The 12,063-nt window shown below is 52.2% G+C and carries 11 protein-coding genes and 1 tRNA gene; 8 read left to right on the top strand and 4 right to left on the bottom strand.

The features are described from left to right. Window positions 1–110 precede the first annotated feature (110 nt). The gene (gene ruvC, locus D3F01_RS12185) at window positions 111–623 is read right to left on the bottom strand and encodes a crossover junction endodeoxyribonuclease RuvC (RefSeq protein WP_005934868.1); all 513 of its coding nucleotides are present in this window, start codon (window positions 621–623) and stop codon (window positions 111–113) included. Between the two features lie 223 nt (window positions 624–846). Here ruvC and D3F01_RS12180 point away from each other — a divergent pair. The 8 genes from D3F01_RS12180 to D3F01_RS12145 all read left to right on the top strand — a co-directional run bounded on the left by D3F01_RS12180 (window position 847) and on the right by D3F01_RS12145 (window position 8,834). Continuing rightward, window positions 847–922: transfer RNA gene (locus tag D3F01_RS12180), tRNA-Val, on the top strand. A 256-nt stretch (window positions 923–1,178) separates the two neighbouring features. Next, window positions 1,179–2,093, top strand: a complete 915-nt coding sequence (locus D3F01_RS12175; RefSeq protein WP_242888946.1) for an AraC family transcriptional regulator — start codon at window positions 1,179–1,181, stop codon at window positions 2,091–2,093. 135 nt (window positions 2,094–2,228) lie between these two features. Beyond that, complete coding sequence (locus D3F01_RS12170; protein ID WP_055186271.1) at window positions 2,229–2,843, top strand: HD domain-containing protein; 615 nt, start codon at window positions 2,229–2,231, stop codon at window positions 2,841–2,843. Then, a complete protein-coding gene (locus D3F01_RS12165; protein ID WP_118528392.1) occupies window positions 2,840–3,610 on the top strand; it encodes a Cof-type HAD-IIB family hydrolase in 771 nt (256 codons plus the stop codon). Before D3F01_RS12170 ends, D3F01_RS12165 begins: the two co-directional genes overlap by 4 nt. A 408-nt stretch (window positions 3,611–4,018) precedes the next feature. Continuing rightward, on the top strand, window positions 4,019–5,590 hold the full coding sequence (locus D3F01_RS12160; protein ID WP_242888944.1) for a recombinase family protein: 1,572 nt from the start codon (window positions 4,019–4,021) through the stop codon (window positions 5,588–5,590). Between the two features lie 12 nt (window positions 5,591–5,602). Further along, the gene (locus D3F01_RS12155) at window positions 5,603–6,205 is read left to right on the top strand and encodes a Type 1 glutamine amidotransferase-like domain-containing protein (RefSeq protein WP_242888943.1); all 603 of its coding nucleotides are present in this window, start codon (window positions 5,603–5,605) and stop codon (window positions 6,203–6,205) included. A gap of 430 nt (window positions 6,206–6,635) precedes the next feature. Continuing rightward, complete coding sequence (locus D3F01_RS12150) at window positions 6,636–7,958, top strand: MATE family efflux transporter (protein WP_242888940.1); 1,323 nt, start codon at window positions 6,636–6,638, stop codon at window positions 7,956–7,958. 384 nt (window positions 7,959–8,342) lie between these two features. Next, entirely contained in the window at window positions 8,343–8,834 is a 492-nt protein-coding gene (locus tag D3F01_RS12145) for a GNAT family N-acetyltransferase (protein WP_117533665.1), read from the top strand. An 81-nt stretch (window positions 8,835–8,915) separates the two neighbouring features. On the opposite strand, the gene D3F01_RS12140 is transcribed toward D3F01_RS12145, so the two are convergent. Genes D3F01_RS12140 through D3F01_RS12130 form a run of 3 tightly spaced genes read right to left on the bottom strand, consistent with a single transcriptional unit; the run spans window position 8,916 to window position 12,063 of the window. Then, a complete protein-coding gene (locus D3F01_RS12140) occupies window positions 8,916–9,848 on the bottom strand; it encodes an ATP-binding cassette domain-containing protein (RefSeq protein WP_242888939.1) in 933 nt (310 codons plus the stop codon). Next, window positions 9,849–10,946 carry an ABC transporter ATP-binding protein gene (locus D3F01_RS12135; RefSeq protein ID WP_097771285.1) on the bottom strand — a complete coding sequence of 366 codons (1,098 nt, stop codon included), beginning with the start codon at window positions 10,944–10,946 and terminating at the stop codon, window positions 9,849–9,851. Window positions 10,947–10,959: 13 nt separating this feature from the next. Beyond that, window positions 10,960–12,063, bottom strand: coding sequence for an ABC transporter permease (locus D3F01_RS12130; protein ID WP_242888938.1), 1,104 nt, complete (start codon window positions 12,061–12,063; stop codon window positions 10,960–10,962).

Below are 12,063 nucleotides of genomic sequence, written 5' to 3'. Positions count from 1 at the left end.
GGCAGCTCTTCCTCTTCGCCAGAGGCTCCCCTGCTAGGGGAGCTGTCGAACGAAGTGAGACTGAGAGGTTGTACAAAGGGAAGCCTTCCCTTATACACGAATAACAACAACTAAATCGGCCCAACGCCCCTTCTTGCAAAGCGGTTCAGCTGGTTGCCGTTGGTATGGCAGAAGGTGATGGCCATGGCCAGTGCATCGGCGGTATCATCGGGCTTGGGCACAGCGGGCAGATGCAGCAGGATGCGGGTCATCTCCTGCACCTGCTTTTTCACGGCCTTGCCGTAGCCGGTAACGGCCTGTTTCACCTGCATGGGGGTGTACTCGTAGATAGGGATGCCCGCCTGCGCCGCCGCCAGCAGGATGACCCCGCGGGCCTCGGCCACGCCGATCACAGTGGTCTGGTTGTGCTGGTAGAACAGCTTTTCGATGGCAAGCACCTCAGGCTGTGTCCGCTCGATGACCTCCCGGATGCCGGTGTAGACCTCGTCCAGCCGCTGCTCAAACGGCACCCCGGCATCGGTGCACACGGCCCCGAAATCCACCGGTGCAAACCGGTTGCCCGCATAGTCCAAAACGCCCCAGCCCACGATGGCGTAACCCGGGTCGATGCCCAAAACTCTCATTCTGCGATACCTTTCCTATTATAATCAATGTATTATACCACAAACCGGCGTTCAGGGCAACGGAAACGCCTTGAGTCGGTTTACAAAATGTGCGCTGGGCGGCTGATTTTCCATTCCCGGCAAACCGGGCATCAAAAAGTTTGCAGAATTTTCAAAAAAGGGCTTGCTTTTTGCCCGGCGGTATGATATCATAATCAAGCTGATTGTGGCACAAACAGAATATGGACGGTTAGCTCAGCTGGTAGAGCATCTGCTTGACGTGCAGGAGGTCACAGGTTCGAGTCCTGTACCGTCCACCATACAGTTCGTACTCGAACCCGATTCTTTACGAAAAAGGGTTCGGGTACGTTTTTTGTTTATCGGAGGTTCTGCGGCGAGAGTACGCAGAGCGGTAAACGAACAAAGGCAGGGTATCACCGTGGCGGTGGTATCCTGCCTTTTGCTTTGCGGAATCAAGTTCGCTTTGTGCGAACTTGGTCGTCATATCAGGGATGTTCTTTCATTGGCGGGTATGGTATACTCGGCTTAATAAACTGGAATGAAGTGGTGCACCACATGAAAGACGTACATTGTATAGAATTCCATACAGGCAGCAGAGAAGAGCGCATCCCGGAGCTTGCAAAGGACTTTCCATATACTGCCTCAAGAGCCACGTTGGATCGCTACATCGGCAGCACTGTGCCATGGCACTGGCATCAGGCGGTAGAGCTTTTCTACATGGAAAGCGGCTGCGTTGAATACACCACACCAGGTGGAAAACTTGTATTCCCGGCGGGAAGCGGTGGTTTTGTCAATTCCAACGTACTTCACACCACAAGGGCGATTTCTCAGACGGAAGAGAACGTGCAGCTTCTTCATATTTTCGATGTTTCTCTGCTGGCAGGGGAACGAGGAAGCCGAATCGAGCAAAAATACATTCTGCCCATTACATCCGACCCACAACTTGAGATCCTTCCTCTTTTACCGGATCATGCGGCAGGGCGAGAAATCCTGAAACGACTCAAAGAATCTTTTTGTTTGTCTTGTGATACATTCGGGTATGAGTTGAAACTGCGAGAGATCCTGACCGAGCTATGGTTAATGCTTGTGGAGCAATCGCATTCTGTAAGCTCTTCCAATCGGAACTCTGCCGGAGGCAACGATAAAATAAAGCTGATATTGATTTATATCCATGAGCACTACCCGGAAAACCTCTCAGTCAAGGAGTTGGCAGCAGCAGCCTACACAAGTGAACGAGAGTGCTATCGCATTTTTCGTGAACACCTTCATACGACCCCGATTGCTTACCTGACCGCATACCGCATTCAGATCGCCTGCCAGATGTTGGCGGAAAGCAAGGCTTCTATTACAGAGGTCGGGACTGCTTGCGGTATGGGAAATTCAAGCTATTTCGGAAAAGTTTTTCGGGAGGTTGTCGGCTGCACGCCACGTCAGTACCGATACAAACGGCAGAATAACAACACCATCTGACAGCATCAAGATATTATTTTTAGGCTGTAGGCGTTATAATGATAGTAGCAGAAGTGCACGATCCGTAAGTGCATATCATATTTGAAAACCTTTGATCTTCGGATGCGTTTTGCTATGAGAGAAAGGACGGTCCCCTTGGAGCTGAATTGCAATACAGCAGAAGCCGCTCTGGCTTGGGCAGGGCAGCAGAATCCCGGAAATTGGATCGGACATTCCCGTTTTGTAGCCCTTGCCTGTAAAAATATAGCAGCCAAATGCAACAATATGGATGCAGATCAGGCATACTGCTTTGGGCTGCTGCATGATATCGGGCGTTATGCAGGGGTAAGTTCTGAACGTCATTTGATCGACGGATACCGTTTCTGTATGGAACGAGGATGGAAAAAGGCTGGACAGATCTGTATTTCTCATGCTTTTATGATCCAGGATATCCACACTTCTATCGGAACCTTTGACGTTTCAAAAGAAGATTTCCGTTTTATGGAAAAATTCATTCAAACCGCTGTCTATGATGATTACGACCGTTTGGTACAGCTATGCGATGCCTTGGCGCTGCCCACCGGATTTTGTCTTTTGGAAAAACGTTTTGTAGATGTAACGCTTCGGTACGGTGTCCATCCGGCAACGATAGACCGATGGAAGAAAACGCTTGAGCTAAAAAATCTGTTTGAAAAACGAATCGGAGGATCGGTTTATACCCTGCTCCCCGGCGTTCTGGAAAATAGTTTTTCGCTGGAGGTAACCGTATGATAAAAATCGCTTTTTTTGATGTAGACGGAACTTTGCTCAAGTTGGGCAGTAAGGTGCCGTCATTCCAAACCGTACAGACCTTACAGCAGTTGCAGGCAAAAGGGATCTTACTGTGCATGGCGACAGGCAGAGGCTACCTCTCCGTCCCACATTTTGAAGGCGTTGATTTTGATCTCTGGCTGACCTTCAACGGCTCTTATGTCCGTAGCAAGGATGCAGTGATCTCGAAGAACCCACTGGACGCTGACGACAAGCGCAGAATTTTGCATAATCTGAAGCAAATGCACCGGGCGGCTGCCATCAGCAACGAACACTTTATCGTGACAAATGGGACAGACCCGGACTTGGAGCAGTATTTTTCCTTCGGCAACGAGAAGCTGATGATCTCCGAGCATTTCGACAAGCTCTGTGAGGAGGATATCTATCAGATCATGTGTTCCTGCAGCCCTTCTGAATACGAACGCATCCTGTTGGGAACCCACGCCACACAGATAACCGCATGGTGGGACAAGGCAGTGGATATCATTCCGCTGTCCTGCGGAAAGGGAAATGCTGTAAGAGCTGTTTTGGCGCATTACGGCTTTTCAAAAGCAGAAGCAATCGCCTTTGGGGACGGCCGAAACGACATTGAAATGCTGGAAGCAGTCGGCACAGGCGTTGCCATGGGAAACGCCCTCGATGAAGTCAAGGCAAGGGCAACAGATTGCTGCCGTTCTGTGGATGAGGAAGGCATCTATCATTATTGCCTTGAAAAACACCTCATCTAAAGGAGCTGTAGGAGCTGTTTTCTGGGTTTTTGTATCCGTCTACAGCAGGGTTTGGGGCAGGCACGCCCCAACAAGAAGCTGTCCCAAAGGGGCAAGAATTTTCAAGAATTGAAAATTTGTGGCCACGGGACGATTCTTGCTCTTACCTAATATGCTCAAATTCGATTTTCTGTGATTGTTTCCAGATTGTTAAGGCGCACAAGCAGCAAAGGAACTTCTTTCTTCTAAAGTGGTGGTGCTCACCGTGAGCACCACCACTTTTCTATTTTATATTTGAAGCTCAGAATCATTATTTTCACAATTTTGAGCAGTGACAGCGATTTAAAATCTTCTTGCAAACCGATGTGAAATATGGTATATAGGTTATACGAAGTATCGCCAAAATGATGTGTAAAGAGAGGTGCAACCATGACCGCCGTGATCTACGCCCGCTATTCATCTGACAGCCAGCGAGAAGCGTCCATTGAAGGACAACTGCGCGACTGCAAGGACTACGCCGAGAAGAACGGCATCACCGTGGTCGGCACCTACATTGACCGTGCCTACTCTGCCAAGACGGATGACCGCCCGGACTTTCAGCGGATGATCAAGGACAGCGCGAAGAAAATCTTCGATGTAGTTCTGGTCTGGAAACTGGACCGCTTTGCCCGGAATCGGTTCGATGCCGTGAACTACAAGTACCAGCTGGAAAAGAACGGTGTCCATCTGGTGTCTGCCATGGAACCCATTTCGCAGGGGCCTGAAGGCATTATGGTGGAGAGTATGCTTATCGGCATGGCGGAATACTATTCCGCCGAACTCGCCCTGAAAGTAGCGCGCGGTGAGCGCGAAAATGCCCTCCAGTGCAAGTATAACGGCGGTATCGTTCCGCTGGGCTTCACCATTGGCAAGGAGGACAGGCTATATCATATCGACCCGGAAACGGCTCCCATCGTGCAGGAGATTTTTACCCGGTATGCCGACGGCGAACCGGCTGAGAAGATTGCCGCATCCCTGAACGAGCGCGGCCTGCGTACCCGCACCGGGAAGCCGTTTGTGAAGAACAGCTTCTTCCAGATTTTCCGGAACCGCCGCTACATCGGCGAGTACCGCTATAAAGACATCGTGACACCGGGCGGCATTCCCGCCATCGTGGATGAGGACTTGTTCAACCGGGTGCAGCAGCGTTTCGAGCAGAACAGGATCGCCCACGGTCGCCCTGCAAAAGAGGATGTGAGCTATCTGCTGACCACCAAGCTGTTCTGCGGCAAGTGCGGTACGCTCATGGGCGGCGAGAGCGGCACTAGTCACATGGGAAACACCTACTATTACTACAAGTGCGGCAACGCCAAACGCCACGGCAAGGCGCACTGCGACCTGAAAGCCATCCGTAAAGAGCCGTTGGAACGGTTCGTGGTGGAGACCGCTATCAAGGTGATTCTCAGCGATAAAATCATCGAACGGCTGATAGATTTGATTATGGAAGCCCAGCAGCAGGAGAACACCCGGCTGCCTGTCCTGAAAGACCAGCTCCGTGATACGGAGAAGCGGCTGGCAAATCTTCTGGAAGCTATTGAACAGGGCATCCTGACCCCGACCACCAAGCAGCGGCTGGACGAACTGGAAGCCCGGAAAGAAGATCTGAACACCAGCATTCTGGAAGAAGAGCTGAAAAAGCCGGTCCTGACCCGCGAATGGATGCGGTTCTGGTTTGAAAAATTCCGCAAGGGTGACGTGGGCAGCACGGAACACCAGCGGCAGATCATTGATACCTTTGTCAACTCGGTCTACGTCTTTGATGACCGGGTCGTACTCAATTTCAACTTCACGGACGATGCCAAGACGGTTACCCGTGAAGAGGTTTTAGGTTCGAGTGCTGTGGACAATGCTCCACTCGTGAAAAAGAACCATCGGCTTCGGTCGGTGGTTCTTTTTGTTTTGCTGGCGCTTTGCGGGATGGTGTGGTATACTCAGCTTGGTTCAACAACTCGGAATTTATAAAGGAGAATATTGATGAAACTATTTTTATGTTCGCACTTTTCAAGTGTAGGAAGTCTGATAAAGGAAGAAATTGAGAATAAGAAAGTCGCATTTATTCCAACAGCTTCGCTGCGTGAAGGCTACACCGGTTATGTCGGCTCGGCTCGAAAATTATTCAAAAAGTTGGGAGCAATCGTAACTGAAATTGATATTTCAACGGAGGCTTATTCAACGATACAGTCTGTTTTTGAAGAAGCAGATGTGATATATTTTACCGGCGGAAATTCTTTCTTCCTTATGGACCAGCTCCGTAAAACGGGAACGGATGCGCTGTTGAAGAAGGAATTGGAAAAGGGAAAACTGATGATCGGTGAATCGGCAGGCGCAATTATATGCGCTCCAAGCATCCAATATATCGAGCAAATGGATGAAAAGCCGGAGGACTACTCACAAGAAGATGATGCAGGGCTTGATTTGATTGATTTCTATGTTCTTCCGCATTATCTTACAGCACCATTTAAGAAAGTTACCGAGAAAATAATGACTGAGTTTTCGGATTTGAATCTATGCCCAATTAACAACCGTCAGGGAATTGTAATTGATGGTGAAGGTTCAAAGGTTATTTGCAAAGACTAATTTGAAAATTCGCGTTTGCGAAGCAATGAAAGCCCCAGTGGGGCTTTTAAGTGACCGAACGGTCTGCGAGAGCAGATGGAGGGGCCTTGCCCCGACAAGTTCCAGTTTGTCGTACACGTTCCTGGCAGGGTTTGGGGTGGGACCGCGTTTGCGAAGCGCAGCGAAGCAATGAAAGCCCCAGTGGGGCTTTTAAGCGGCAGCGCGGTCTGCGACAGCAGATAGAGGGGCGTTGCCCCGACAAGCACGCCCCAACAAGAGCACTTCGGAAACTCACAAGCGCTTGAGAAGTGAAGTTCCGGATGACCCCTGCTCCACCCGCAGACAAGAACCATCGACTTCGGTCGGTGGTTCTTTTTGTTTTGCTGGCGCTTTGCGGGATGGTGTGGTATACTCGGCTCAGTTCAACAACTCGGAATTTGTGGAGGAAAACATGCAAGGTGAAAGAAAAACGTTGACACAACTATCTGTGCCAATATGTCTGGAAACTTTATTTTATATGCTTTCAGGTATGGTTGATACACTGATGTTATCATCAGTAAGCGACCAGGCTGTTGGGGCTGTCGGAACAGCAAATACATATATAGGTGTTTTTATCATTATGTTCGGGGTAATATCATCTGGTATGGTAGCGGTGATGTCACAGAATATCGGGGCTGGAAGACCTGGAATTGCATATCAGGCGAGACAGCTTGGACTTGTATTTAATGCACTGACAGGTATCTTGATATCTGTTGTTCTTGCTGTCTTTTCAGGAGGGATACTGAGGGCAGTGAGTATTGCTCCTGCTTTGCTTGAATCAGCTGAAACATATCTTAAAATTGTTGGAGGCGCAAGCTTTTTAAATGCGCTTATTCCTATTTTTTCCAGCTATTTAAGAGTATTTGGATATACAAAACATTCCTTGACAGGGACAGTTGTCGGTAATGTAATTAATATTATACTGAATTCAGTATTCCTGTTTGTGTTTCACTGGGGAGTCATGGGAGTTGCTACTGCAACAGTTATTTCAAAAGCTGTGAATCTTATTATTGTAGCGGCAATGGGGGCTGTACTTATAAAAGCAAAGCAGAGCCCTGAACGTGAACAACCACGAAGGATACTTGCACAGATTGTTAAGATCGGGTTTCCTTCTGCATTTGAGACAGCACTTTATAATGTAGCAATGACATTTATAGTGCGTTTTATGAACCAGATGGATACGGATGGAATGAATGTTACAGCTCGTTCGTATGCTATGCAGATAGCCAATTTCTCATATTGTGTGGGGGCAGCACTTGCACAGGCAAATGCTATTATGACTGGCTGGAGAATCGGGGCAAAGAAGTATGAGGAATGCGACAGGGGTACACGGAAAGCTGTGATATATGGTCTTGTAACAGCAACGTGCTTTTCTGTGACATTTGCAATGACCGGACGTTTTATCGTTCATATATTTACGGATGATACACAGATGATTGAGCTTGTAGTAAAATTGTTGATAGTAGATATATTCCTTGAATTTGGAAGAGTGACAAATCTTGTATATGGACAGGCATTAAAAACAAGTGGAGATGCTATTTTTCCAGTTATAATTGGTGCAATATTTATGTATCTGTTTGCAGTTGGTGGAACATATTTTCTTGGAATACACATGGGACTTCTGGCGGTAGGAGCATATATTGCCATGGCGGGTGATGAGTGCGCTAGAGCAATTGGAATGGTGCTTAGATGGAAGAGTGGAAAATGGAAAAGTAAGAGCCTGATAGAATTGTAGATTTGATGTTAAATTCAAGAATACATGATATGGCAAAAGAACTTGGGAAAACATGTATTTACAACTTCCAGTTTGCCATACACGTTCCCGGCAGGGTTTGGGGTGGGACCGCGTTTGCGAAGCGCAGCGAAGCAATGAAAGCCCCAGTGGGGCTTTTAAGCGGCAGCGCGGTCTGCGACAGCAGATGGAGGGGCGTTGCCCCGACAAGCATACCCCAACAAGAGCACTTCGGAAACTCGCAGGAGCTTGAGAGGTGAAGTCCCGGTCGGCCCCTGTTCCCTCCGGGGACAAAAACCATCGACTTCGGTCGGTGGTTCTTTTTATTTTGCTGGCGCTTTGCGGGATGGTGTGGTATACTCAGCTCAACAAATCAAACTCTGGAGAATGACTATGCAAAAGATCCGTACTGCCACCTTTGAAGATCTGGATGCCATTGCTGCCGTGGAGGCGGCCTGCTTCCCGGCTGCGGAAGCGGCCACAAAAGAAGAATTTGCCGGGCGGCTGACCCATTACGCCGACCACTTCTGGCTGCTGTTCGAGGACGAAAAGCTCGTCTCCTTTGTGGACGGCTTTGTGACCGATACCCCCGACCTGACAGACGAGATGTACGCCGACGCTTCCCTGCACGATGCGCATGGAGCATGGCAGATGATCTTTGGGGTGAACACCCTGCCCGAATACCGGAAGCAGGGCCTGGCCGGGCAGCTGCTCCGCCGGGCCATCGCCGATGCAAAGGCTCAGGGCCGCAGGGGGCTGGTGCTCACCTGCAAGGACAGGCTCGTGCACTATTACGCCGGCTTCGGCTTTGTCAGCGAAGGCGTTTCCGGCTCCACCCACGGCGGCGTGGTGTGGTACCAGATGCGGCTGACCTTCTGAACTTCCTACAAAAAGCAGCGCCCCCGCCTGCCGGAAACACCGGTGAGCGGGGGCGCTTTGCATTTGCTGGGAGGATATGGTCTACCTGCACCACTGGGCAAACTCTGCGTCTGTGCACTTGACGTAGTGGCTGCCCGCAACATGGTGGCTGGTACCCAGGCTGTAATCGATGCCGGAGGCGGCGTAATCGTAGGTCTCGGCCACGCGGCGCTTTTCCACAACAGGGTTGGGCAGTGGGATGGCCGACAGCAGGCTCCGGGTGTAGGGGTGGATGGGATGCTCAAAGATCTCCTCGGTGGTGCCGGTCTCCAGCAGGTGGCCCAGATGGAGCACCCCGATGCGGTCAGAGATATACTTGACCATGGAAAGGTCATGGGCGATGAAGAGGTAGGCCGTGCCGGTCTCCTGCTGGATATCCTTCATCAGGTTGACCACCTGCGCCTGAATGGACACATCCAGTGCCGAGATGCACTCATCGGCAATGATGAGCTTGGGGTTCATGATCAGGGCGCGGGCGATGCCCACGCGCTGGCGCTGGCCGCCCGAGAACTGATGGGGGTAACGCTCGGCGTGCTCCGGGGCAAGGCCCACCTTGGCCAGAATTTTTTCCACCTTCTCCCGGCGATCCGCCGGGGTCTTGTACATGTGGTGGATGTCCAGTCCCTCGCCGATGATGTCCTCCACCTTTTTGCGGGGATTCAGGCTGGCCATGGGGTCCTGGAAGATCATCTGCATCTGGGTGCGCAGGGTGTTGTTCTGTGCGTGGCTCAGGTGTCCGCTGATGTCCTGCCCGTCAAAGGTGATCTTGCCTGCGGTGGGGTCGTACAGCCGGATGATGCTCCGGCCGATGGTGGACTTGCCGGAGCCGGATTCGCCCACCAGACCATAGGTCTCGCCGGGGTAGATCTCAAAGCTCACGTCGTCCACAGCCTTAACGGTGAAGTTCTTGTTCACCTTGAAATACTGTTTCAGGCCCTCTACTTTCAGAAGCGGGGTCGCGCTCTGTGCAGCCATTTATTCCGCCTCCTTGATCTTTTCTGCATCCGCTTTCATGCGGCTGATGCGCTGGGCCAGCTCCGGCGGCATTTCCACCTTGGGGGCCCGGGGGTCCAGCAGCCAGGTGGCCGCATAGTGGGTCTCGCTGATCTTGAACATGGGGGGATCGACTTCATCATCGATGTGCAGGGCAAAGCGGTTGCGGGGTGCAAAGGCATCGCCCGGCTTCTCATGCAGCAGGTTCGGCGGAGAGCCCGGGATGGTGTACAGACGGTCATCGGCGGTGTCCAGATCGGGCATGGCCGACAGCAGGCCCCAGGTGTAGGGATGCTTGGGGTCGTAGAAGATCTCATCAATGGTGCCGGTCTCCACGATCTTGCCCGCGTACATGACATCCACATAGTCGGCCACCTTTGCCACAACGCCCAGGTCGTGGGTGATGTAGATGACCGAGATGCCGCGCTCCTTCTGGATGCTGCGGATCAGCTCCAGGATCTTGGCCTGGATCGTCACGTCCAGTGCCGTGGTGGGCTCATCGCAGATGAGCAGGTCGGGGTCGCAGGACAGGGCAATGGCAATGACCACGCGCTGACGCATACCGCCGGACAGCTGATGGGGATAATTCTTCATCCGCTTTTCCGCATCGGTGATGCCCACCTCCTCCAGCAGCTCCAGTGCCTTTTTGTAGGCCTCGGCCTTGGGCATCTTGAAGTGCCAGAGCATTCCCTCCATGATCTGCTTGCCGATGGTCATGGTGGGGTCAAGGCTGGTCATGGGGTCCTGGAACACCATGGCGATGCGCTTTCCATTGATGTGGCGGCGGATCCACTTTTTGTCCTTCTGCAGCAGGTCCACCGTCTCGGGAGAGCCGTCTGCATGGTGGTAGCTGAACTGGATGGAGCCGCTGTTCACGGTGGCGTTCTTGGCCAGAATGCCCATGGCGGCCTTCATGGTCACGGACTTGCCGGAGCCGGATTCGCCCACCAGCGCAACGGTCTCGCCCTTGTACAGGTCGATGTTCACGCCCCGGATGGCGTGCACCGGGCCTGCGGTGGTCTTAAAAGTGATATCAAGGTCTCGCACCGACAAGACCTGTTCTTTTTTATTCTCAGGCATGGGGTGTTCCTCCTTACATACTCTTCATCTTGGGGTCCAGGGCCTCGCGCAGACCATCGGCCACCAGATTGAAGCTGAGCATCAGCAGGCTCATCACCACAATGGGCGGAATGATCTGATAGGGGTGGGTGGTGAAGCTGTTGTACAGCTCACTGATCAAAGAACCCAGCGAGCACTGGGGCACCGGGATGCCCAGACCCACAAAGGACAGGAATGCTTCGGTAAAGATGGCGGTGGGGATGCTGAACATGACCTGCGTGATGATGGGTCCGATGATGTTGGGCAGCACTTCCTTGAAGATGATGAAGAAGCTGCCTGCACCCAGCGTGCGGGAGGCCAGCACGAATTCCTGATCCTTCAGCTTGAGCATCTCGGCGCGGGCAATGCGGCTCATGCCCACCCATTCGGTCAGCATCAGGGCAAAGATGATGGTGACCATGCCGGGCTGCAGCACCAGCAGCAGCAGCGTAACGATGACCAGGCGGGGAATGCCGTTGGCCACCTCAAGGAAGCGCTGCATCACCATATCCACCCTGCCGCCAAAGTAGCCGGAGATCAGGCCATAGCTCATGCCGATGACCATATCGATGACAGCAGCGGCCACCGCGATGATCAGGGAGACACGGGCACCCTCCCAGGTGCGGGTCCAGATATCGCGGCCGTACAGGTCACTGCCGAACCAGTAGTAGACATCGTCCTTGCCCTTTTCCACATAAGCGTTGACGGTCTTGCTGCCGGTGGTGGTGCTCATCTTCTCGCTGCCGTCCAGAATGCCGAGGCGCTCGATGCCCGGCACCCGGGGGGCAAAGTTCTTCTGGCTCAGATCCTGGCCGGAGTAGGTATAGCTGTTCATGCCCGGGCCAAAAACGGCCAGCAGCACGATGACAGCGATCAGGATCAGGCCCAGCACGGCGCTCCTCTTGCCGAAGAAGCGGAGGATGGCATCCTTCCAGAAGCTCTGGGCCGCAAAGTTGGTATCCACGGCGATCTCATCGTCGTTGTGCTTGAGGGCAAACTCCTTGTCCTCAAAGGTGTGCTCGGGATACAGGGAATCCACCGCGCTGACGATGGCATCCGCTGTGGATTCGCCGCCCAGGCGGATTGCTTTTTCTGCCAT

This window comes from Faecalibacterium sp. BCRC 81149 (assembly GCF_022750605.1).
GTDB classification, from domain to species: domain Bacteria; phylum Bacillota; class Clostridia; order Oscillospirales; family Ruminococcaceae; genus Faecalibacterium; species Faecalibacterium duncaniae.
Note: the sequence above shows the minus strand (reverse complement) of the source record. Positions and strands in the feature narration are given on the sequence as shown.

Bases quoted from the DNA above. Each gene is read 5' to 3' on its own strand.
- ruvC (WP_005934868.1), bottom strand. From the start codon at position 623: ATGAGAGTTTTGGGCATCGACCCGGGTTACGCCATCGTGGGCTGGGGC.
- D3F01_RS12175 (WP_242888946.1), top strand. From the start codon at position 1,179: ATGAAAGACGTACATTGTATAGAATTCCATACAGGCAGCAGAGAAGAG.
- D3F01_RS12165 (WP_118528392.1), top strand. From the start codon at position 2,840: ATGATAAAAATCGCTTTTTTTGATGTAGACGGAACTTTGCTCAAGTTG.
- D3F01_RS12160 (WP_242888944.1), top strand. From the start codon at position 4,019: ATGACCGCCGTGATCTACGCCCGCTATTCATCTGACAGCCAGCGAGAA.
- D3F01_RS12155 (WP_242888943.1), top strand. From the start codon at position 5,603: ATGAAACTATTTTTATGTTCGCACTTTTCAAGTGTAGGAAGTCTGATA.
- D3F01_RS12150 (WP_242888940.1), top strand. From the start codon at position 6,636: ATGCAAGGTGAAAGAAAAACGTTGACACAACTATCTGTGCCAATATGT.
- D3F01_RS12145 (WP_117533665.1), top strand. From the start codon at position 8,343: ATGACTATGCAAAAGATCCGTACTGCCACCTTTGAAGATCTGGATGCC.
- D3F01_RS12140 (WP_242888939.1), bottom strand. From the start codon at position 9,848: ATGGCTGCACAGAGCGCGACCCCGCTTCTGAAAGTAGAGGGCCTGAAA.
- D3F01_RS12135 (WP_097771285.1), bottom strand. From the start codon at position 10,946: ATGCCTGAGAATAAAAAAGAACAGGTCTTGTCGGTGCGAGACCTTGAT.
- D3F01_RS12130 (WP_242888938.1), bottom strand. From the start codon at position 12,063: ATGGCAGAAAAAGCAATCCGCCTGGGCGGCGAATCCACAGCGGATGCC.